The 21131-nt window shown below is 62.2% G+C and carries 26 protein-coding genes and 1 pseudogene; 12 read left to right on the top strand and 15 right to left on the bottom strand.

Annotated elements, in window-relative coordinates; all coding sequences use genetic code 11:
- Positions 1 to 27 precede the first annotated feature (27 nt).
- From NZK81_RS19770 to NZK81_RS19750, 5 genes are all read right to left on the bottom strand, one after another.
- Positions 28 to 1338 (bottom strand): TraB/VirB10 family protein, encoded by a 1311-nt coding sequence (locus tag NZK81_RS19770; protein ID WP_229710550.1) that lies wholly within the window; start codon positions 1336 to 1338, stop codon positions 28 to 30.
- Positions 1335 to 2120, bottom strand: coding sequence for a type-F conjugative transfer system secretin TraK (locus NZK81_RS19765; protein ID WP_188821821.1), 786 nt, complete (start codon positions 2118 to 2120; stop codon positions 1335 to 1337). Before NZK81_RS19765 ends, NZK81_RS19770 begins: the two co-directional genes overlap by 4 nt.
- Positions 2104 to 2760: a TraE/TraK family type IV conjugative transfer system protein gene (locus NZK81_RS19760; RefSeq protein ID WP_188821819.1), complete on the bottom strand. Its 657-nt coding sequence runs from the start codon at positions 2758 to 2760 to the stop codon at positions 2104 to 2106. The genes NZK81_RS19765 and NZK81_RS19760 overlap by 17 nt, the downstream gene beginning before the upstream one ends.
- An 8-nt stretch (positions 2761 to 2768) precedes the next feature.
- Positions 2769 to 3035: a type IV conjugative transfer system protein TraL gene (locus NZK81_RS19755; RefSeq protein WP_054945813.1), complete on the bottom strand. Its 267-nt coding sequence runs from the start codon at positions 3033 to 3035 to the stop codon at positions 2769 to 2771.
- A gap of 137 nt (positions 3036 to 3172) precedes the next feature.
- A complete protein-coding gene (locus tag NZK81_RS19750) occupies positions 3173 to 3499 on the bottom strand; it encodes a hypothetical protein (RefSeq protein WP_188821817.1) in 327 nt (108 codons plus the stop codon).
- Between the two features lie 34 nt (positions 3500 to 3533).
- Here NZK81_RS19750 and NZK81_RS19745 point away from each other — a divergent pair, with 34 nt between their 5' ends.
- Positions 3534 to 3671: a hypothetical protein gene (locus tag NZK81_RS19745; RefSeq protein ID WP_260047783.1), complete on the top strand. Its 138-nt coding sequence runs from the start codon at positions 3534 to 3536 to the stop codon at positions 3669 to 3671.
- 12 nt (positions 3672 to 3683) lie between these two features.
- On the opposite strand, the gene NZK81_RS19740 is transcribed toward NZK81_RS19745, so the two are convergent.
- Positions 3684 to 4454 carry a DsbC family protein gene (locus NZK81_RS19740; RefSeq protein ID WP_188821843.1) on the bottom strand — a complete coding sequence of 257 codons (771 nt, stop codon included), beginning with the start codon at positions 4452 to 4454 and terminating at the stop codon, positions 3684 to 3686.
- Positions 4455 to 4536: 82 nt separating this feature from the next.
- On the opposite strand from NZK81_RS19740, the gene NZK81_RS19735 reads away from it, so the two are divergent.
- The 8 genes from NZK81_RS19735 (at position 4537) to NZK81_RS19700 (ending at position 9863) form a co-directional block, all read left to right on the top strand.
- The gene (locus NZK81_RS19735; RefSeq protein WP_188821815.1) at positions 4537 to 4833 is read left to right on the top strand and encodes a hypothetical protein; all 297 of its coding nucleotides are present in this window, start codon (positions 4537 to 4539) and stop codon (positions 4831 to 4833) included.
- Positions 4834 to 5114: 281 nt separating this feature from the next.
- Positions 5115 to 5522 (top strand): hypothetical protein, encoded by a 408-nt coding sequence (locus tag NZK81_RS19730; RefSeq protein WP_188821813.1) that lies wholly within the window; start codon positions 5115 to 5117, stop codon positions 5520 to 5522.
- Between the two features lie 156 nt (positions 5523 to 5678).
- On the top strand, positions 5679 to 5849 hold the full coding sequence (locus NZK81_RS19725; protein WP_308422615.1) for a helix-turn-helix domain-containing protein: 171 nt from the start codon (positions 5679 to 5681) through the stop codon (positions 5847 to 5849).
- Positions 5850 to 6003: 154 nt separating this feature from the next.
- Positions 6004 to 6432, top strand: a complete 429-nt coding sequence (locus NZK81_RS19720; protein WP_260047782.1) for a helix-turn-helix domain-containing protein — start codon at positions 6004 to 6006, stop codon at positions 6430 to 6432.
- Positions 6433 to 6441: 9 nt separating this feature from the next.
- Positions 6442 to 7065, top strand: coding sequence for a GntR family transcriptional regulator (locus NZK81_RS19715; RefSeq protein WP_188821808.1), 624 nt, complete (start codon positions 6442 to 6444; stop codon positions 7063 to 7065).
- Positions 7066 to 7251: 186 nt separating this feature from the next.
- Positions 7252 to 7392 (top strand): benenodin family lasso peptide, encoded by a 141-nt coding sequence (locus tag NZK81_RS19710; protein WP_188821806.1) that lies wholly within the window; start codon positions 7252 to 7254, stop codon positions 7390 to 7392.
- Between the two features lie 57 nt (positions 7393 to 7449).
- The gene (locus NZK81_RS19705; protein WP_188821804.1) at positions 7450 to 8121 is read left to right on the top strand and encodes a lasso peptide biosynthesis B2 protein; all 672 of its coding nucleotides are present in this window, start codon (positions 7450 to 7452) and stop codon (positions 8119 to 8121) included.
- On the top strand, positions 8121 to 9863 hold the full coding sequence (locus NZK81_RS19700) for an asparagine synthase-related protein (protein WP_260047781.1): 1743 nt from the start codon (positions 8121 to 8123) through the stop codon (positions 9861 to 9863). The genes NZK81_RS19705 and NZK81_RS19700 overlap by 1 nt, the downstream gene beginning before the upstream one ends.
- Before the next feature lie 34 nt (positions 9864 to 9897).
- On the opposite strand, the gene NZK81_RS19695 is transcribed toward NZK81_RS19700, so the two are convergent.
- The 4 genes from NZK81_RS19695 to NZK81_RS19680 form a co-directional block, all read right to left on the bottom strand.
- On the bottom strand, positions 9898 to 12060 hold the full coding sequence (locus NZK81_RS19695; RefSeq protein WP_260047780.1) for an Atxe2 family lasso peptide isopeptidase: 2163 nt from the start codon (positions 12058 to 12060) through the stop codon (positions 9898 to 9900).
- 5 nt (positions 12061 to 12065) lie between these two features.
- Complete coding sequence (locus tag NZK81_RS19690; RefSeq protein WP_260047779.1) at positions 12066 to 14651, bottom strand: TonB-dependent receptor domain-containing protein; 2586 nt, start codon at positions 14649 to 14651, stop codon at positions 12066 to 12068.
- A 92-nt stretch (positions 14652 to 14743) separates the two neighbouring features.
- The gene (locus tag NZK81_RS19685) at positions 14744 to 15775 is read right to left on the bottom strand and encodes a FecR family protein (RefSeq protein WP_260047778.1); all 1032 of its coding nucleotides are present in this window, start codon (positions 15773 to 15775) and stop codon (positions 14744 to 14746) included.
- Positions 15772 to 16380 (bottom strand): RNA polymerase sigma factor, encoded by a 609-nt coding sequence (locus NZK81_RS19680; RefSeq protein WP_260047777.1) that lies wholly within the window; start codon positions 16378 to 16380, stop codon positions 15772 to 15774. Before NZK81_RS19680 ends, NZK81_RS19685 begins: the two co-directional genes overlap by 4 nt.
- A 328-nt stretch (positions 16381 to 16708) precedes the next feature.
- Here NZK81_RS19680 and NZK81_RS19675 point away from each other — a divergent pair, with 328 nt between their 5' ends.
- The 3 genes from NZK81_RS19675 (at position 16709) to NZK81_RS19665 (ending at position 18262) form a co-directional block, all read left to right on the top strand.
- A complete protein-coding gene (locus tag NZK81_RS19675; protein ID WP_260047776.1) occupies positions 16709 to 17632 on the top strand; it encodes a nucleotidyltransferase and HEPN domain-containing protein in 924 nt (307 codons plus the stop codon).
- 70 nt (positions 17633 to 17702) lie between these two features.
- Positions 17703 to 17972, top strand: coding sequence for a CopG family ribbon-helix-helix protein (locus NZK81_RS19670; RefSeq protein ID WP_260047775.1), 270 nt, complete (start codon positions 17703 to 17705; stop codon positions 17970 to 17972).
- The gene (locus tag NZK81_RS19665; RefSeq protein WP_260047774.1) at positions 17969 to 18262 is read left to right on the top strand and encodes a type II toxin-antitoxin system RelE/ParE family toxin; all 294 of its coding nucleotides are present in this window, start codon (positions 17969 to 17971) and stop codon (positions 18260 to 18262) included. The genes NZK81_RS19670 and NZK81_RS19665 overlap by 4 nt, the downstream gene beginning before the upstream one ends.
- Before the next feature lie 21 nt (positions 18263 to 18283).
- On the opposite strand, the gene NZK81_RS19660 is transcribed toward NZK81_RS19665, so the two are convergent.
- From NZK81_RS19660 to NZK81_RS19640, 5 genes and pseudogenes are all read right to left on the bottom strand, one after another.
- Positions 18284 to 18694, bottom strand: a complete 411-nt coding sequence (locus NZK81_RS19660; RefSeq protein ID WP_013832886.1) for a helix-turn-helix domain-containing protein — start codon at positions 18692 to 18694, stop codon at positions 18284 to 18286.
- Positions 18687 to 19649, bottom strand: coding sequence for a phytanoyl-CoA dioxygenase family protein (locus NZK81_RS19655; protein ID WP_148274977.1), 963 nt, complete (start codon positions 19647 to 19649; stop codon positions 18687 to 18689). Before NZK81_RS19655 ends, NZK81_RS19660 begins: the two co-directional genes overlap by 8 nt.
- A gap of 14 nt (positions 19650 to 19663) precedes the next feature.
- The gene (locus NZK81_RS19650) at positions 19664 to 20287 is read right to left on the bottom strand and encodes an acyl-homoserine-lactone synthase (protein ID WP_148274978.1); all 624 of its coding nucleotides are present in this window, start codon (positions 20285 to 20287) and stop codon (positions 19664 to 19666) included.
- Positions 20288 to 20340: 53 nt separating this feature from the next.
- The gene (locus tag NZK81_RS19645; RefSeq protein WP_260047785.1) at positions 20341 to 20676 is read right to left on the bottom strand and encodes a helix-turn-helix domain-containing protein; all 336 of its coding nucleotides are present in this window, start codon (positions 20674 to 20676) and stop codon (positions 20341 to 20343) included.
- A 9-nt stretch (positions 20677 to 20685) separates the two neighbouring features.
- Positions 20686 to 20994, bottom strand: a pseudogene (locus tag NZK81_RS19640) (autoinducer binding domain-containing protein); the annotation flags it as partial.
- Between the last annotated feature and the right edge of the window lie 137 nt (positions 20995 to 21131).

Genomic DNA, 21131 nt, shown 5'->3' with positions numbered 1-21131 from the left:
GCGGGCATGACGAGGGAAGCGGCGGCATCAGAACTGCGCCCCCGCGCCGGGCTTGATCTCGAGGGCAACGCCCTCCTGGATGACGACGACCACGTCCTTGGCGGCGCCAACCTCGACGATCGGGCCGGCCTGGCGGGCAAGGTCGAGATAGAAGTCGGTGAGCTTGTCCGAGGACTTGGAGAGCCCGCCCGCGATGCCGGTCTTTGCGGCATCGGCGGCGTCGAGCGAGCGGACGGTGCCGAGCGCCGAGGTCGAGGTCTCGCCGAACGTATTCTCGACGCTCTGGCTGATCCCGCTGATGGTGCCGGCAATGAAGCTGCGAGCAAGGGCGGCCCCGGCGCGCGTTACCACCCGGCCCGACAGGCCCTTCTTGCCGTCGGCATCGACGAAGAAGCCCTTGACCGGTTGATCGACCACGGAATGTTCATCGAAGTCGACGCACGAGAGGCTGACGAGCTGGACCTCGACGCGCTCCTTCGCGAGGCTGCCGGTCGCATTGCCGATCACGAAGCACCCGGAGAGGTTGGCCTTGACGTCATTGGGCAGCACGGCGGGTGCCTGGACCCGGGCGATGATCGGCTCGGGGTTCGAAGTCGCATCGCGGCTTGCGAGGGCATCAACGCCCGTCAGGAGCCGCGCCTTCATGAAACCAGGCGGCAAATAGATCGTCCGATTCTTTTTTTTCGAGTCCGCAGCCGATCCCTCGGCGCCCTTGGGGATCACCGGGCTCGTCGCCGAACCGATCGCGCCAACCACTTTTTCGACCGGCGGAGCGGGCGGGGCTGCCGCGGGAATTGACGGAGGCAGCGGCGGCGTGGCGGTGATATTATCGGGAATCCCTTCTGGCGGCGGCGGAAAGGCCGGAGCTTCGCCGTCCAGTGCCGGAGGAAGATCGCCGGTATCGCCGGCTGCACCATCAAGGCCTGGCGTTTTGGTCTGGCCCGGCGCCTTGCCTTCCTCGATCGCGGCGAGCCGGTCGCCCAGCAGCTTCTGGTCATCGAGCACCTTCTTGAAATCGCCGCGCAGTTTCTCCTCGAGACTGTCGCCGCGCAGACCCGCGCCCATGTTCAGGGTCGATGCAGCGGGCTTGGACGCTTCCGGTTCGTTGCTCGCACTGCTGGCGGAGTACAGCGCATAGCCTAGCAGCCCCACGGCGCCCGCCAGCGCGGCCTGCTTGGCACGCAGGCGTGTTTGCGAGCCCAGCGTGTTCCACCGCGTGCGCAGGACATCGACAAGCGATGGCGCCAAAGACGGTGGTGATGGGGAGGGCTCAGGTACATCGCCGAGCTTCCTGTTCGAACGGGACATCGCGCCCGGGTGACGGATGCCGTTGGTCACTGCGCCTCTCCCCTGCGGATGACGATGAGACGCGCGGTCTCACCCGCCTTGAGGGCAAGCCGGTCGAGTGTGACCGCGAAGATCTGGGAACCGAGGCTTCGGTCGAGGAAGCTGCGCTCATCGAGCGTTACGTTCGCCTGGGGGCTCACCAGGTATTCCGAAGCCGACAACCCTGCGCCTTCGACCGCGACATGCCGGCGCTCGGTCAGCGCGATGCCTGGAAGGCCAGTCAGCGTCAGCGTGCCCGAGGCGGGTGCCACTTCTGCAAAGCTGGCGGGCAGCCGGTCCTGCAGCATGGCAAGAGTAATCGAGACCGCACGTTCTTCCTCGACCAGGGGGCCCAGGAGATCGGCATTGGCCTTCGCGCGCTGGATGCGCCCCGGCGCCAGCGTCACGGTTTGCGCGGGAATGTCCGAGGGTTCGGCATAGAGCGTATAGATCGCGCCATTGCACGAGACGAAGAATTCCGAAGGGGTGGTCACATAGCTGCGCATGAGAGTGCCGGTGTCGTCCACTTCCTTGACCAGGAACTTGATCCAGGCGTCCGATCCGGCTTTTTCAACCGCGATCGCCTTTTCGGCGGAAAAGCGCACGTCCTCGATCTCGCCGCCCTCGCAGACCACGTGATTGATGTCGCGGTTGGAGAGGCGAATGGTGCTTGTCTGGCCTGGCAGCACCATGATCGCTTGCGCCAGCGCAGGGGCGGGAGGTGCGATCAGGATGGCGGCGAGCAGTGCTGTGCCGCCGGTGCGCTTCACTGTGCGCCTAGTGGGTTTCAGCATCGAACTTTTCCTCGGAAAGGCGGGTGAGCCAGAAGCGGCCGTTGTCGATCGCGTAACCGATCCGGAAATTGCCGCGGAACTTGCGGATGACACCGCCGATGATGCGCACCTTCTCGACCGGCACGACGATCTCGGTCTTGTCCCAGGTCACGGGCTGGTCGGCGCGGATGTATGTCGCGATCGAGAGCGTCGGATTGCTGGCAAGCTCGTCGAGAATGGCATTGAGGCTGTCGCGAAGGCCGTTGTAGGCACTGGGATGCGCGAGGCTCAGCAGTTCCTGAAATTGCCTGTCGGCGCTGTAGGCCGAATAGGTCCCGGCAAGACTGACCACATTGCGGGTCATGGTGCGCAGGTATCCGGTCGAGGGCGTATTGCCGGTGACGTAGAGATCGCCGCCCGCACCGAAGGGCACGATCACCGTGCGCTGGTTCTGGTTGGTCGTGTAGAGCAGCATGCCCAGCACCGCCGTTACCCCCAGCGTTCCGCAAATCGCGAACTTGAGGAGCCGGTTTTCCTCGAAGAGGTTGGCCGAGCCTTGCAGGTAGCGATGGATGCCGAAACTTGCGGGCTTGCCTGCGAGTGGGTCGGGCCGCGAGCCCACATCCTTGTCGCCACGAATGCCATTGCGAAACAGCGCCATTGTCGGTCTCACTCGAAGAAGCGGGTCTGGGTGGGGCCCGGGTAGTGGGCAAAGCGCACGAGGCCCCAGCGCCAGGCGAGGTGGGAGAGGAAGCCGCGCGGGCGGGCCCTCTTCCAGGGGATGAAAAGGAGAAGGGCGCCGATGAGCGTCCATCCGACGATCCCGCCGACGATGGCGGCAACGAAGATCGTCGACATGACCAGAATGAACTCGTCCGAGCCGAACCATAGGATCTGGACCGGGCCGTGCAGATACTGGGGCAGACGTTCGTCCAATGCCCTTCTCCTCCTGCTTCATGACACCTGTCGCCAGGCGCCATTTTCCAAAGGCCGACCATCGGCCTTCAGTCTGGGGCGCGGTGCGCGGGTCCCGCGAGCCAAGGGGAAAACCCGAAAGGTCCGCGCACCGCATGTCAGATCACCATTCCGAAGGTCTGGAGGATGGTGTCCGACTTGATCAGGCACACCGCGGCAACGATGGTCGGGATGCCGACCATGACGTTGGAAAAGAGCCGCGAGACGCCGAAGAGGAAGGCCGCGACTCCGCCGACAAAGCCGAGCGGGCCCTTGACGCCCTTGTTCACGACGATGTCGTAGATGTCGTAGCCAAGATCGCCCGCCGCCGGCGCCGTGAAGGCGTGGGCGCCGGTGCTGAAGAGCACCATGAGGGCGAGGGGCACGCCAAGATTGGCGAGCATGGTGGGGATAGGGAAAGTACTTTGCCTGAGCTTTGAAATCATCGCTTGCGCTCCGTTCGATGGGAGCCGCCGGGACTTGAGCCTTTCGGCATCGATGGAATATCGCTGCCTGCCGTCGCGCGAGGCGGGCGGCTCCGAGAGGACCGCGCGTGTCGGCATTCCGGTCCACCGCGCCCCGGCAACGAAAGCCGGGCAGCTGGCGTCCGCCAGATGAGTGAATGGAAGGTCAGCGTGCGGCATCGTCGCCAGTCCCGCTCCTGGCCTCGTGCGAGTCCTGCCGGCCTTCGAGAAACGCCTCGAGTTCGGCCTGCTGGAAGCCCGGGATGAGCTTCCCGCCTGCGATGAGCGTCGGCGTTCCGCCGATGCCCATGGCCTTGACGAGCGCAGCATCGTCCGCAACGCGCGCCTTTCCTTCAGGGCAGGTCAGAAGCGTGTCCGGGGCTGCACCTGCGTAAATCGCATGGAAAGCTGCTGCCTGATCCTTCGAACACAGGATATGTTCGGCCTTGGCCGCGGAGCCCGGGTGAATCTGGCTCACGAAATAGATGAGGCGGCGCACCGGCTTGCCCTCGGCGGCCTTGGCCGCCCAGAACCTGTCGAGCGCGCGGCAATAAGGGCAATCGGGATCGGTGAACTCGATCACCGTCGGAGCCCCCTCCGGACCGATCGCAAGCGCTTTTGCAGGATCGATCAGCTTCATTCGCTTCGTGGCGCTTGCCTGCTGGGCAAGCGCGGTCACGTTGAGGCCGTTTTTGTCGTAGACCGTGCCGAAGACGATGTGGCCGCTGGCCGGGGCATAGTAGATCACCCGCCCGCCAGCGAAGGCCTGGTAGATTGTACCGTTGATCGGTGCGGGACCGAAGTCCTCGAACGCCAGATTGGTGAAAGTCTGGTGGAGCTGGCGCTGCGCGGCCTCGGCTGCCTGGCTCAGTACCTGGGCGTCGTTATTACCTGCCGCGGGTTCGGCTATTGCCAGGGTAGGTGCTGCCGCGCTCATCAGGCCCAAGGTGGCCATCATGCTTGCGGCCAGCGTGCTCATTGCCGGTCTGGCCAGGCAGGTCATCTTGAAGCGAAGGGGCATGGAGCGTGCTCCTGAAGAGGGAAGAAGAGGGGGAAACCAGAAGCTCTGGATCGAGGTGGATCGTGCGGCCGAGCGGAACCGGCGGGGCCGCCGTGGGCCGGACCTCATCAGGTTCGACCGCCTCGATCGCAAAGCCATCCGAGGTGGCAACGATGCGATAATGCGGAAGAACGGGAGGGAGCTGATCGGGGTGAGCGCTCCTGACACAACCGGCGAGCGCGAGCACGACGAGCGCGATTATCGTTGCTTGGCGCTTGAAAGCGAACATCTCTCACATGGCCTCCTTTTCCGGTAAGATGCTGCGCAAGCAGCGGATCTCCGGTTCCTGGATCGGGCTCGGGCAGAAAGCTTCGGGCGTTATCGGATGGTGATTGCCGTCACCCCTCGTCGGGATGGCTTGAGGTGAACCAATGACGCGGATCACGGCAACGGGCAGGGCACTGACGTGCCTGTTTCGGCATCTGCGTGCCGATTGCGGCACTGCCGTGCCGAAAATGCCTGTCAAATTGGCAGGAAACTTGGGTCGCGGGCCGTTCTATCAATGGCCCACGGTGCGAATCACTCGGAGCATGTCGCATGGCTGCGCGTTCATCGAGAACCTACAAATTGAGGCTGTCGGACAGAGGAATCGATCTCTTCCTGGATTGTCACAGCCGCCTCGCCCATCTCCTGCGCGAGTTCCCGCCCTATGGCGCAACGCTCCATGTCGCGGTCATGCTGCTTGATCGCATGGAGCCTTATGACCTTGCCGGCGAAGTGGCCGACCCGCGATGCGACCGGCTTGCCGGCAGTCATGTGCGTTTCGTGGGATCATCTTCGCAGCTGGCCGATGTCACCCAAAGGCTGATGGGGCGTATCGACGCGTCGGATGAGCCAACCTCGGTTACGGCTATCGGGCGGTTCTATCTGGCCGGGCTGCTGGCCTTTGAAAGCAGCGAAGATCACGACCTTTTCGAGGCGTATCGCAGGACAAGGGACGCGTAGGATATGTAAGGAAACGCCTTGCGACCTTTGGAGATGACACATGAGCGCATAGGAAAGCATCAAGCAGGGGGTGAACGAAGTTCTGGTGTTCGCTGAAGGACATGCTGCGGACGTCCTTGTTCGTCAGGTTGAGTTCAGGGCGTCGATGTCGCCGCGATCCGGGCACCGACAGGACTCTCGCGAGCAGCGTTTGCGCGCTGTATCGGCGTAACCAAGCGGACTTTGCTGAATTGGGAACGCGGCCGCCACCGTCCTACAGGGCCGGCCCAGGTGCTGCTTGCCTTGATCGCCAAACGCCCCTCGCTTGTCGGCGAACTCCTGCGCTGAACGGGCTATCGCTTTCAAAAATTTCATCAATATATTTGCAATTCTCCCAAATTGGGAACGATGGAGAATTGATTTCAGGCGTAATTAACACCAGCCTTGGCGCTGTCGGATTGTGTATCGGAAAGCTTTGAGCGGCTGTCAGGGGATCCCGGACGTGGCCAATCAAAAGCATTTCTGCACAAATGAAGAAGATATTCTGAACGAGATCAAATCGATCTCCGGAAAGTGTATCGAGGGACGGCGCAGGATGGAACGGATTACGCAAGCGCAATTGGCGGCTGAGGCAGGCATCGGCGTGCGATGGCTGCGCGAAATCGAATCCGGCAGTCCCAAGCCGTCGATCGAGGATCACCTTCGCTGCGCCGGACGGCTCGGCCTGCCTGCCGGCTACTTCTTCCTGCCAATGATGTTCCTGCAGAACCGGCGATCTTTCCCGGCTGACCTGCTCCATGGTGACATGAACCGGCTTCAGGAGCACTGCATCGAATTCATCATCGAGGATTACTACTTGGGAGCGGTCATTCGCAAAGGCCGCCGTGCAGGCGTTCCGGTCGATGATGCTTCTCTACGTGGAAGTGAGTGACGCGGCGCGATGTCGCCTGAAGCCGTCGCTGCCGAGCGGGTCTACCGGGGGCTCAAGCAGGTCATTCTCGAGGGGCGGTTCGCGCCCGGCACCATGCTTGTAGTTACCTCCTTAGCCCGGGAATTCGGGACCAGCATTGCTCCCGTCCGCGACAGCATGCAGCGGCTCGTGGGCGAGCGCCTGCTCGATCTGCACATTGGCGGCGGGTTCCAGATGCCGCGCCTCACCGTGGACGGGCTCACTGACCTTTATTCATGGCACCAAGATCTGATCAAACTTGCGCTCAAATTCCGACGATCCGGCACTTCGTCGAGCGACTATCAGCCCGCTTTCCCATCGATCGATGACAACGACACGCATGCCGTTGCGGAAGCAACGGCGGAGCTGTTTCTGCACATTGCCAGCTATTCGGGAAATCCCGAGCATGTCGAAGCCGTTCGCTCCGTTGGTGAACGGCTTCACGCGACTCGTATTCGCGAAACGAAGCTCTCCAACCGGCTTCACGAACTCGAACGGATATGGGCATTGGCCAGATCAGGCCCGTCACGTGACGCACAGGAGGCGGTCCGCCGCTATCATCGCCGGCGATTGCGGCAAGTCTCGAGGCTCATTCCTTCCGAGGATCAGGTCTGAAATTCACGCCGTGATTGTCGATAACCCGGCCCTTCACGGAGTGGTCTTTCCAATTCACAGGACAATGAATGAGTATTTTGGCTTATAAGAACTCAAATTGGAAACTTATAAAATCGACGTTTCGCGTACTGTCGCGATATCCTTCTCGCTGTCGCAAATCCCTGCGACGACAAGAAGGAGGTCATCATGACCGTGATTGACGAACATCGCGATGACGAGCTGATCGATCTCGGCGCTGTCAGCACCGAGACCAAGGGCGCCGTCCAGGGCGAAGCCGACCTCGAAGGTCAGCCGCGCCAGATCTTTGGTGCCATCTCCGACGACTGAGCAAACCGGCGCGCTCCGGCTCCTGCCGGGGCGCGTCACTGCCAAGGCGCCGCGACCATGTTCTTCTCTTTGCGCGACAATCTCCATCACTGCACGGCAAGTGGGCGCACGATCGTTCTCGACATCGAGGCCGACCGGTATTTCGCGCTGCCGCCCGGTATGGATGAGGCCTTTCGCCGCGCGGCAGGCGGTGAACCCTGCAGTCCGGATGATGACGGGGTGCTGCAACCGCTCCTCGCCCGGGGCATGCTCATCGAGCAGACGCAGGCCCCCGATACTGACTTATCCATTCGCATCATGCCTGCGTCCCGCGATGTCGTTGCGAGCGTAGGTCAACGCCCTGGCCCATCCATGCTCATGCAGGTCGCCGTTGCCCAATGCGTTCTCGCATGGCGGGTACGGCTTCGTGGATTGCCCGCGCTCATACGGGATATCGAAAGTCGCAAGCCTACCGCAGGGGCTGACGTTGCCTGGCGGCATGACGATGAATATGCCCGGATAAATGCGGCTTTCGAGGCGCTCGGCCTGATCTTTCGGCGCTCGGACCGGTGCCTCGTTCGCTCGCTCGCCTTTGTATGGATTTGCCTGCGCCGGGGTTTTGCTCCCAGCCTTGTATTCGGCGTGCAGGCCAGCCCGTTTTCCGCGCATTGCTGGGTGCAGCAAGGTGAGACCGTTCTCAATGACACCGTCGACAACGTCCGCCCCTTCACGCCGATCATGGTCGTGTAATGGCGCCGCGCTACATTCTCTTCCATTCGCCGGACGCAGATGAGCGCGAAGGTGCGGCTAGTCGGGCCGCGCAGCGCTGCGGCCTCACCATGGTTGCGGTGCCGGGCCCGTTTTCGCTCGTAGTGAGCGATGAAAGCGATGTTCTGCCCATTCCCGGTGGCGGCGCGGTGATCGGCACGATCTTTCATCGCCACGGTCCTCCTGAAGCCATCCGCGACTTTGATCAGCGCGCTGCCGACGCCATCCGAAAATCCGGCGGTGCTCACCTCATTGAGAGGTACTGGGGCGGTTATCTTGCGGCGTTCGAGATGCCCGGCGGAGTGTGCGTCTTGCGAGCCCCCATGGGCGCACTGCCATGCTTCCGATTGCGGCAAGGAGACCTGCATGTCTTCGCCTCCGATCCAGGTATCCTGGTGAAGGCGGGGCGTCTGGCGCCCAGGATCGACTGGGACGCATTGCAGCGCCAACTCTTCATGCGCGACTTGCCATCGCCCCGGACGGCCATCGCCGGGCTGAGCGAAATTCTGCCAGGTGCACGCGTAAGCCTTCCCGAAAAAGGAAACCGCGCGGAGCAATGCTGGTCGCCATGGGACTATGCCGCCACGCTTGATGTCATGGAACCCGAGGATAGTGCGGAACAATTGGGCCGCGCCTTGCAGCAGTGCATATCGGCCTGGGGCTCACGTTACGCGAACATTCTTCTCAGCGTTTCTGGTGGCCTCGATTCGTCGATCGTTGCCACTACGCTGGCTCGGCGGGGCCGTCCGCTCTCATGCCTCACGCTTGCTACGCGCGATCCGAGCGGTGACGAGCGTTCCTATGCGAGGGTTATCGCAGCACATTGCCACGCCAGCCTCCATGAGTGCGGCTACTCTCTCGATGCCATCGATCTTGATCGTTCGGTGGTAGCCCATCTTCCCCGTCCTTGCGGAAGGACACACGATCTTGCCTTTCGCACTGTCGTCACCGCCAAAGCAGCAGAACTGGGCGCAGATGCCTATTTTACCGGGAACGGCGGCGACAATGTTTTCTACAACAGCGCCTCGGCGCGGCCGATCGCGGATCGCTATCTGGCCGAAGGCATGGGGCCCGGGCTCGTCCGCACGCTGCGAGACGTCTGCGCGGTCACCGGCGCCAGCGCATGGCAGGCAATGCGCGAAGCACGGCGAGTTCTGAAGGGAAGGGGGAAGGGCTATGGCTGGAGAACCGACCCCTTGTTCCTGAACCGCGACATCGTCGCCGAGGAAAGCCGCCAACCTGCCGAACACCCCTGGCTCGAAGTTCCAGACGAGGCTTTTCCGGGAAAGGCAGGGCATGTCGCCATGTTGCTGCGCATGCAGCAGCATCTGGACGGCTACGATCGTGCTTTGCCATTCACGCTGGTCAATCCACTCGTCTCACAGCCGATCGTCGAAACCTGCCTTGCCATTCCGACCTGGGAGATGTGTGCGGGCGGCGTCAATCGTGCGGCGGCCCGTGCGGCTTACGCATCGCGGCTTCCACCCCAAATTCTTGATCGGCGTTCAAAGGCGGGGCCCGACAGCTTCATCGTGGAATTGCTCACGAGCCGAATGGCCGAGATTCGCGAAAGGTTGCTCGGGGGGCGGCTCGCCTCACAAGGATTGCTCGATCTCGACGCTCTGGGGGCGAGCCTCGGCGAGAGCAGGCTGCATGCGGCGTCGGAGTACATGCGGATCATGGCCTTGCTCGATACCGAAGCCTGGATTGGACATTGGACATAACAATTTGCGTCGTGGCCGGTCTCGATACCTGCGGTCAGGGGGCAGGTCGCGACAAGTTCGGGTCGCCGTCGACGTCATCTTTCCGGCTGCGCCCGGCCATCCGATCCCGTAACGCTTGCCAACGCGTAGTCTCTGCAGGCGGCGCATCAGGCGCGGAGCCTTTGAACCAGAAGTCGAACCAGTCGAGATTGCGCCGGTAGACCGCGAGGCGATGGGCCGGTTGCCATTTGACGTGATCTTCATGGGGGTAGACGTAGAGGTCCACTGGCGCATCGACTTCGGCAAGCGCGGTATAGGCCTCCAGCGCGGGCAGAAGCTCATTGTCCGAGAGCTGCATGAGGACCGGAAACGCAACGCGCCGGGGCTGCTGCGCCCATGAGATTTCGTTCCAGAATTCCGGTGCGTTGTCCGACTGGCGCGGCCAGCCTGTTTGCACGTACTGGCGGGCGACGGCCGGGCCGAGCATGGCCATTTGCGAGCGTTCCCAGCAGCAGCTGCTCATGGCGGCGACCGCGAAATACCTGCTGTGAAGGCCCGCGAACTGCACCGTTGAAGCCCCGTCGCTGAGACCCGTGATGCCGACGCGCGCGGGATCGACAATACCGCGATCGATCAGGGATTGAACGGCCGTCTCGATCGCCGACAGGACATTCTTCCGGTCCTTGAAACCCACAAGATCCGCCTTGTCGAGGTCGGTATAGCTTTTCGCGTCAGGGACAGCGACCGGCGAACGCGGACGCTGGATGCTCAGCACCGCATAGCCCCGATTGGCAAAGGCCTGGATGGGATACTCATCGCCCGTTCCGCCCCGCAGGAAGCCGCGCGAGATATACTGGACGACCACAAGCGGATAGCGCTGACCGGGCTTGTAGCCGGCCGGATAGACCAGATCACCGAAGCTCTCGGTGCCATAGGCGGTCTTCCATGTGAGCCGTTCGACCCGCCCAAGACGCAACTTGCCGAATTCCGGGTTGGGATCGAACAGCACTTCGTCACGCCCGGAACCAAGCCGAAGGAGACTGATATGCCTGGGTGTGCTTGAGCCTTCTTCGACGCAGACCATGTCATCATGCAAGGGGGCGCAGTCGACCAGCAAACCGGGCGTGACGTAAAGGCGTTTGACGGTTCGTGTGCCCGGTTTCCATTCGTAGATGGCGGTCAGGCTGTCGGCCCAGCCTTCCAGATGCGTGAAGCGGACCCTCGCGCCATCGGCAGACCAGCCCAGCAAGGTCGTGACTGATCGGCATGCTTGTGCCTCGCAACTGATGGGCGATCCGGTAAGGCTTTCTGCCACCAATTGCGGGCGAGGTGGAAATCGCTCCGATAGTGTCGGTTTCGTCCAGGCACGTCTGCCCGATGGCGAGACCGCAACGGCAATCGCGCCCGGCGGGCCGCGAGGCTTGTCATCCTGCAGCAGAGCCGCTTCCGCAACGGACGCTGTGCGAACCTGCCCGCTGGCCAAATCGAGCGCGAAGGTCTCGACCGGAATCGGGGGCGAGGGGAACGGCCGGGTGGAGGCGTTGGGTGCGAACCGGTCATCGAAATGAAAGCCGGAAAGGCCCTCCTGATCGATCTGGCCCCACGCCGCCTGTAGCGCGGGACTGGCCGAATAGACGATCGTCCGGCCGTCCCCGGCGATCCGGAAATCGACTATATCGGTATCGGAATGGGTGACGGGAGCACTGTGGCTCCCGTCGATGCGTGTCCGCCATATTTGTATGGTGGTTCCCGTGCGTTTCAGGAACGCGATGGTCTTGTTGTCGGGAAACCACCTCGGCGTGATCACTTTTGCGAAGCCCGAGGGGAAATCTGCCTTTCCTGGCAGTTCAGGGAAGCGCCAGCGAATGATATCGCGATGCTGATCGACGAGCACGGCCTGCGCGCCGGGGCGTGCCTCCATCACGGCCATGCCCTGACAATAGGAATTGTTCTGCGGATCAGCCCGGTGGATCTCGAATGCCAGCCATTTGCTATCAGGCGACACCGAAACGATCGGCTGCCGCATATCCGGGATGGAGCCGATATCGCGCAGTTGTACGAGGTCGAGCGGTGTCAGGGCCCGATGCGGTCCATCCTTGTCCAGCTTGCCGGGAACGAGGGAGTGGCAGTCTTCGGGGGCTGCCGAAGCCGGTTTCGCGCAGAGAAAGCCAGCAAGCACCAGTGCCGCTGTCGCCGCTTGGGCAAGGATGACCCGCATGATGCTTACCAGGCCTTGGACAGGCCGAGGCTGACGCTTCGGCCTATGACGGGGTAATTGGTGGCATCGTAAGTCGGTGCGGCCGCGGACGAATTGCGGATCGTGGCGGGCATCTCGTTGAAGATGTTGAGCAGCGAAAGCGTGACCTCGATGCCGGAGAGAAATCCTGCGGTTTCCGAAGTCCGCACCTGCGCGACGGCATCGACGCTGGTGTAGGAGCCGACGCGAACGTAGGGCTGGTAGCGGTCATCGAGTGTCCCGCCGATATAGGTGATACTCGGGCTCAGCGTGAAATTGCCGCGCTGCCAGGTTGCACTGCCCCGCGCGCGCCAGTGCGGGGGATCGAAGATCGTACCCGCGCGCTGGATCGTGGGTTGACCGTCGCTCAGCTTCTGGTTGCTCTTGAGGTAGCTGACCGCGGCATTGAACCCCAACTGGTCCCCTCGCGCGAATGTCAGCTGATAGTCCGCCGAGGCATCGACGCCCTCCAGTGTCTGGCTTGCCGCATTCTGCAGGCTGTTGTCGACGATCGCGCCGACATAGGCGGGGTCGAAGGCCTGTCCGGTCTGATTGACGAGCCCGAGCGGGAGCTCAGCAATGACCGCATTTACCTGTTCTGCCGTCGGATTGTAGACGATCAGCCGGTCATAGATGTCGTTCCCGAAAACCTGCGAGGACGAGGTTGCCGGTTGAACCACCCGGTCCTTGTAGCGGGTATGAAAATAGCTGACCTCCAGGCGAAGGCCTTCGGCGAATGCGGGCGTTGCGGTCACCGTGGCGGTCCAGGTCGTTGCTTTTTCCGGCTTGAGGTCCGGGCTCACGCCGCCGAGCAGAAGGACAGGCTGACCAGCGGGCGCTGCCGGTACGAAGTAGCTTGCATTGAGGAGATTGCCTTCCGGGACCTTGTTGATCTGCGCCAGCGTCGGAGCCTTGAACGATTTGCCCCAGGTCCCCTTGATCGCAAGGCCGCTGACCGGTTCGTAGACAACCCCGAACTTGGGTGTCGTCGTGCCGCCAAAGCGCTCGTAATCCTCGTAACGCGCCGCGCCCGTCAGCCGAAACCGATGAACCAGCGGCACGCTGTTCTCCGGACCGACCAGAGGAAGCGAGAGTTCGCCATAGCCGAACCACACATCCTGCCCGCTCGTGTAATCGACAAGCGTGCTCGTGACGCCGCCGCGCGTCGAGCGGATGTTGGCGTCGAGGCTTACCGAGCGCCACCCGCCGCCCAATGCGAGCCGGGCCTCTCCGCCCGGCAGTTGCAGAACACCGCCTTCCGCGCTCGCTTCCAGCGTATCCAGGGTGTTGTCATAGAAGATCCGGTTGCGGGAGAACTCCGCGCCGCCCAGGTTCGTGACAGTTGCCGCATCGGAATCGCTGCTGCCATGGACGTAGCCCAATGTGGCAAGCCAGCCACCCGGCAAAGCCGCCTTGAGACGCGGGGCGATGGACCAGGATTTTACATCCCGCTGCGCCGCCGTGCCATTTACGGTGAAGTCGCCTGTGGTGAGGAACGCCAGAGCCGTTTTGGAACGGCGTTTGCTGAACTGGCCATCGATCTCGAAGCTGAACATGTCATTGAGCTGCTGATGTCCGGCAAGGACCGCGCTCTTCTGGTTGAGCGAAGGATAAAGCGTGGTCGAGCCGTCGAGGGTGGAGGTGATCGAGCGCTGCCCGGCAGTCACGTCTGTGGAACGGCTGAAGTCGCCTGCCACCATGAAGCCGCCACCGTCCCAACGGCTTCCCGTCACGAGATTGTACTGCTGCTGGACATCGCCGCCTTCGGTTGCGGCGCCCAGGCGGGCGGATATCTTGCCGCCCTCGTAATCCTGGCGAAGGATGACATTGGCGACGCCTCCGACGGCATCCGAACCATAGAGCGCCGAGGAACCGTCGGCGACGATTTCCACCCGGTCGATCGCCACGAGCGGGATCGCCGAAATATCCACGCCCTGCACGACGGAATCGTAGGCCGCGCGGTGACCGTTGATGAGCGTGAGCGTTGCGTCGGCGCCAAGGCCCCTGAGGTTCAGGGTCGAGGAGGAGTTGAAGTTTTCCGATCCCTCCTGGACACTCCCGATGACGCCGGGGTTCTGTCCGCCCGCATAGTTCTGCGGCACGCTGCGGGCATAAGCCCCGAGATCGGTAATGCCGCGCCGCTCGATCTCTTCGCGGCTGCTGGCAACGACAGGCGAGGTCGGCACCGCGCCGCGGATGCGCGATCCGGTGACGGTGATTTCTGGACCCATGGCGGCGGTGTCGCCTGCCGACTGCGGCGAAGGGGCATTCTCCCGAATGAACACGGTGCGTCCGGAAACCTGCGCGGTAAGGCTGGTGCCCTTGAGGAGCAGCGCGATGGCTTCTGCCGCGCTGTAGTGCCCCTTGAGGGCCGGTGCGCGTTTGCCGTTAAGGGCCTCGGACTTTGCGGCCAGTTCGAGGCCAGCAGCGCGCGTGACGGCATGCAGCGAGAACTTGAGCTCTTGCGCCGGGAGATCGAAATCGCGCCGGGTGTCCTCTTGTGCCTGTGCGACCGAGCAGATCGCGGTGCCGGAAAGTATGGCCGCAAATAGTAGCCGGCTCTTGTTGTCCATGTCCTTGCCCCTGTAGAGCCCGCGTTTTGTGCGGGCATCAGGGCTAGACGGGGATCAACGAAAACCGGTGCGCGAAAAGTTGCAAAAAAATGTCATTGAGGCCTCAGGACGAGCTCGCCCGGTTGGCTTCTATCGACACGCAGGCCGAGCAGAACTGCGAGCTTGCGCGCGACGGCATCGGCATCGCGGATGTCGATATCGACAAACATCTCCTTTTGCAGAAGCCCGGGTTCGGACACTGAAATTCGCGTGCTGGAATAGGCGTTGGTCTGCGCGATGATATCGGCAAGCGGCATGTCTTCGAAGCTCATCATCCCTGACAGCCATCGGCCGTCCGCCGCGGGGGCAGCCTGCGGAACCGGCACGACGGCCTGCTGGCGCGATGCAAATTCCAGCTTCTGGCCAGGAACGAGCCTGACAGGGCTATCCTCGTTCACCGATGTATTGTGCGCCATGGCGACCTCGACCGCGCCGCGCATCAGGTGCACGCGAACCGTGCCGCGCACTTCGACGTCGAACACGGTCCCTGTCGCCGTGACACTTCCGCCGGGTGTCAGCACCACGAACGGCCTCGAGGTATCATGCGCGACTTCGAAGCGGACGCGGCCGCGGGATAATTCGATCACGCGCCGGTCCGCCGAAAAGCGGATGGCAATCGTGCTGTCCCGGTCGAGCGTGACGACCGATCCATCAGGGAGCCGGGTCCGGCGAATGTCATTGGCATGTGAAGACCAGGATTGGGCGACTGTAGGGGCGCCGGAAACGACGGCTTTGCCGGGCGTTTGTTGGCTGCGTAGCACCAGGAACGCGGCCGAACTGGCCGCCAGGACCGAAGCGAGGACCGCGAACGCCAATACGAATCCCGAATTGCGGAAAGGCCTTCGTCTTGTGGCTCTCGCGTCTGCGGGGCGCAAATCGAGCTGGGCGGCGCTCCATGTGGCGAGGCGCATTTCCCGGGCAACGCGGTTGTACACGATGAGGTGGTCTGGGCTGCGAACGATCCAGCGTTCAAGTCCCGCCCGGTGCCGCTCGGGATCGTCGGCCATCTTCATCGCCCATTTGTAGGCCTGGCGCTCGATCCGGTGCATGGGTTGGAAGCGTCCTTCTGCTTTGCCGAGGCTCACCGGTGCCTCCGATGTTGGTCGAGATGGGCAATGGCCTGCAGCATGTCGCGCTTTACGGTAAAGACAGTGAGACCCAGGCGTGCGGCGATTTCCTTGTAAGTATATCCCTCGACGCGGCTGAGCAGGAAGACCTTCAGCACTCGCGGTTTGAGTTGGCGCAGGACCTGCTCGTAATGAACAAGCTCCTCGCGCGCTTCGAGTTGCTGGTGCTGATCGAACTCGACCGGGCGGTCCAGTCCTTCGACCAGGGGGACCGAAATCTGCGCAAGGCGGGTCGATCCGTGCTGGGCCCGGTCGATAAGGAGATTGCTGGCGATCCGGCGCAGATAGGCCTGAGGTGTTGCCATCTGCGTGGAAGGGGCCGCGCGCAGGAACCGGGTGATGGCTTCCTGCGCGAGATCGTCCGCTTCGTCGGGGCTGGCAAATCTTGCCTGCCGGCGAAAGAAGCGGATCAGCCTCGGGCGTTCCGCGCAAAGCAGGTCGGTCAGTTGCCGTTCGCGTTCCGCCGGATTGCTGGCCCCGGTAAGGGAACGGCCAGTATCGCCATCACAGGATGCTTCGTCCAGAACGGCGGACGTACGCGGTAACAGGTGCGGGGAGCGCATGGGCAACACAGCCTGCGCCGGCCAAATACGAAGCGTTCCCGGCAAGCGGGACATTCGAAGCTAAGGTGTGCCGTGAGCCGAAGCGCTCCAGCCGACCGGCCATTGCGGACGGGCGTGATGATGCCTGGCAGGATTATCCTGAGGACGGACGCCAGCATTTCCGTCTCATCACCGGAATATGGAACAAACCATGGACTCCGGCAAGCCCTGGCCTGAGTGAGGGAGGGAAGGGGTGATTAAATTGTTGCAAGAAGGCGTAATTATTGTGTGCCGTCGCATGCAATTGGCGCTGGGCAATCTTGCGGTGTTGCGTTTAGGGTGACGGTCCATGCGTACGGGAATTGATCATCTGCCTCCGGCCAAGCAGCGCGAGCTGGAGCGCGTCGTCGCCGTCATCTTCGAGGAATTTCGCGAGGCGACCGAGCATGCGACCGGTCCGCGCTCGCGTGCGCAAATCCTGAAAATCGTGCTGTTCGGCTCATACAGCCGCGGCGACTGGGTCGATGCGCCGCTCTCGGCCAACCAGTACAAGAGCGACTATGATATTCTTATCATCGTCAGCCAGAAGGATCTCGCCGACCGGGCCAAATATTGGGCCAAGTGCGAGGAGCGGCTGATCCGCGAGTACATGATCGAGAAGACCCTGCGCACGCCGGTGAACTTCATTGTTCATTCGCTCCAGGAGGTGAACGACGGTCTAGCCCACGGCCGCATCTTCTTCCTGGAAATGGCCAAGGAAGGCATCGCGATTTACGAATCCGATGAGCGTGAACTCCATCAGCCCAAGCCCAAAACGCCCAAGGAGGCGTTGGCTATGGCGCGCGAGTATTTCGAGGAGTGGTTTCCCAGTGCCGGGGAATTCTTCGACGATTTCCGATCAAATTGTGAGCGGGGACGCTTCAAGAAGGCGGCCTTCGAACTGCACCAAGCAACCGAGCGGCTCTACTCATGTATGCTGCTCGTCGTGCAGAACTATACGCCCTACAATCACAACATTGCGTTCCTTCGCACTCAAGCCGAGCGCCTCGACGGGAGGATGGTCGGCATCTGGCCTGAAGGCGCGCGTCGCGAGCGGGCCATGTTCCAGAAGCTGAAAGAGGCCTACACCAAGGCCCGCTATTCCAAACACTATCGGATCAGCGAAGAGGAACTCACCTGGCTCGGCGAGCGCGTCGAGGAATTGGGCCGGGTGGTCCACCTGATCTGCAGCGACAAAATCGCCGAACTGGAAAAGGCCGCTGCGCCGGCCTGAACGGTGTTGCAGCTTGCGCTAATGTCCAGGATTGATTAGCTTTCAATCAACCTGATTGAAAGCTAATCGTATGCCAGCAGCTACCCGCGTCATCACCGCCCATGTGTCCGCCGACCTGGCGGACAAGGTCGATGTTCTGGCGGAACGGATGGACCGGTCGCGTGGCTGGATCATGAAGCAGGCCCTGACCGCATGGATCGACCAGGAAGAGGAGCGGCATCAGCTTACGCTTGAAGCGCTGCATGATGTCGATGCCGGCAATGTAATCGACCATCAGAGCATCGTCGCCTGGGCCGAGAGCCTTTCCACGAAAGATCCGCTGGCCCCGCCCCTGGCATGAAGATCCAGTGGACCAGCAAGGCCTCTTCCGATCTTGTCCGCCTTCATGAACATCTGAAGCCTGTCGCGCCCGATGCCGCGGCGCGCATTGTCCAGGAATTGGCCCGTGCGCCGGGCCGTTTGCTCGATTACCCCCGCCTTGGCGAGAGGCTGGATGCCTTCGATCCTCGCGAAGTGCGCCGGATCATCGTGGGCAATTACGAAATGCGCTACGAAATTTCGCAGGCCACGATTTTCATTCTTCGACTTTGGCATTGCCGGGAAAATCGGGGCACCGGTCCGGATAACTGAGCATCATTGGCCGCGCGGCGCTCAATCGCTGCAGGAATGCGCTCCACCGCCTGAACTGTGCAGGCAACACGATGTCATGAGCATGTTCGTCAGCGTATCGAATAATTCATCCAGCATGTCGCGAAACGGCGATGTAAGCTGGATGCCGACGCGCCGCAGGTCACTTTCATCGACAGTGCGCTCCACGAAGCCCTTGTGCACCATGATGTCGATTTTGCGGTGTGCGCTGGAAATGGGAATGTTTGCCGAAACGCTGAGCTGCCAGATGTAGAGCAGTTCGCCTTCCCGGTCCGCGACATAAAGTTCGAGCAGCATGTCCCAGATCGGATTGGCGCATAGGCCGGCCCCGAGCAGCTCCTTTGCGAGCTTGCGCTGAAGGATCAGCGTTCGGCACAGGGCAAGGCGCTTGCCATCGGTGGGGGCGCTATCCATGGGATGCCTGCGAACCGGGGGCCACGGTCGCGGAAAGCGTGGATTGATCGAGATTTGCAGCGGAACCCTCAGGGGCCTCCGAACCGATCGTACCGCTTCGCCATGCCCTGATAAGTTCTTCCTGTTCGGGCAACAGCGCGTCCACTGCGCCGGGCGTATCGAGCGTGCTGTCGAGCAGGAGGGAGGGGCAGCGTCCTTCGTATGTGCCGAGATTCGGGCGATGCACGCGGTATCCGGCAAGGTGCGCAAGGCTCCGTGGAAATTGCCGGGCTACTTCTGGCGGGTAGGCGAGCCAGGGAAGCTCATAGGGTTTCAGCCACCCAAGGCAGTAGCTGATGATCACCCCGCGGCGGGGAAGGGCGGTGCGATTGGCGCCTGCCGCGTGCAGGGTCGAGCCGAGGAACACGAGTGCCGAGCCCGGTGCCATTTCGGCAATGACCGCTTCCTCGGGGGCGAGGAGCAATTCATCCTGTCGCCGGTGGCTCCCGGGCCACACCAGCGTGGCACCGTTGTCCTGCGTGAAGGCCGACAGCGGCCACATGACGTTGATCAGGAATTCCATACCGCGTTTGCGGTCAACGAAGCCGCTACAAGGCCACATGTCCTGATCGCGATGGGGCACCTGTTGGCTCGCCCCGGGAGTGAGCTCGACCGCCTGGGTCAGATTGAGCGAGAAATGATCGCACCATGGCCCCAGCATGTCGTGGGCAATCCGGAGGATCAGGTCGTGCTCTACCAGGTCCGAGACGTGTGGCGACCGCTTAAGGAGGCCGGCGAAACGCCGGGTTCCGGCGCCGGAAAAGCTGCCTTCTGAATATCCGATGGCGGCAAATTGCGCGTCGAGGTCGGTGCCGAGGGCTGCGATCAGATCGGCCGTAACCAGATCGTTGATGATGGCGTAGCCCTGTTCATGGAGATCGGCCACGCACCGGGCGTATGGAGAGGCAGTGCTCATGGTTCTCTCCATCATCACTGGCTCAGGGCAACAAGCGGCGCGAGTGTCTCCGACCATATTCCGGTCGCTTCCAGCCGCGCGGGCGTTTCGTCGTCGATGTGGATCATCAGGGCGGCGAGCATGCCGCAGGGAAGATCGTGCGGCAGACCAAGAGGCTCGCAGCGCCATCCGAATGAAAGAATCTGGTTGTACCAGGGCATGTCGGCCACACAGCAATAAGCGCGAACGCCGTTATCCCGCGCGAAGACCGTCAGGGCCGTCGCCAGTTGATTGCGAACGTACCGTCGCTCGGCCGCGCGGATGCTACGGGACAGGCACAGCCGCGAAATCTCCCAGACATCCGGTGCGCTCGGCGCCCCAAGATCGCAGAGGCCCGGGAACACATCTCCCAGAACATGGGGCTGGGTGGTGGGCAAGAGCCGCAGCGAACCCAGATGCTTGCCGTCGGTGCCCGCGATGATGAGATAGATCGTCGAGGGCGTGTCGAACTGGTCGATTTCGTAGCGTCCATCGAGCGCGGGCAAATCCCAGCGCAGCAGATCGATGAATACGCGTTTGCGTTCCTGGTACATCTGGGCAAGCAGCGCGCCTTGCGCCGCTTCCCATCCGCCTTGAATGACGTGGGCCATGTTCGCCATCTCTTGTTGTGATGGCAAAAGGATCGGGGAAACCGCCCGTCAGGAAAATTCCTCTATTTAGAGGATGTCCGGCGCAGACTGTGAAAGCAGATATGCCCATCGAACAAGGACCGGAACACCAGCGCAGCCCGCTTGAAAACACCGCATTTCCGCATGGCGGCGGTGATGTGCTGATGAACCGTCGCTTCGGAGAGGCCCAGGGCGTGGGCGATCTGAGTATCCCCCATGCCGGATGCGACCAACCCCACGCAATCGACTTCGCGCGGGCTGAATCGTGGCAGGGTCGGCACCGTCTGCTCAAGGCCAAGGCGCAAGCGCACCAGTTTGCGTGCGGTTTCGAAGCCAAATCCTGCGACTATGTGGGTGGCCCCCCGAATTTGCGGTGTCATGGAAACAGGCTGCGAGGTCGCAAAGGAGCAGGTTCCCCGGTATTCTCCCGGCGAATGCACGGGTACGGTGATGCCATCCTGGAGGCCGAAGCTGGCACCCTCCTTCAATATGGTGCGCTGGCGCTTGCTCTGGATTACTTCTGTTCCGATGGCATGCCATGCGTAAGGCGTGTTGCGGCCGATGCTGGCAGCATGCACTGGATCGTCGAGATAGTAGCGCTCCGTCAGGATTCGTTCGACCCAGCCGTCGGGGTAGTTCGATATCGCAACCGCGTCTTCGGACGCTGCCACGAGGTCGACATGGCTGACGAACGCAAATTGCTCGAAGCCCTGTCAACGGCGGTCGGATTCCAGGCCAGCATGGCGGAGTAAAAGCAGGCCATTGAGGATGAGCTCGGATGATATGCAAAGGGCCCCGATCGGGGCCCTTTGCATATTTGCCGTTTTGCGTCGGG

It is taken from the genome of Novosphingobium mangrovisedimenti, assembly GCF_025153475.1.
Classification (GTDB): domain Bacteria; phylum Pseudomonadota; class Alphaproteobacteria; order Sphingomonadales; family Sphingomonadaceae; genus Novosphingobium; species Novosphingobium mangrovi_A.
Note: the sequence above shows the minus strand (reverse complement) of the source record. Positions and strands in the feature narration are given on the sequence as shown.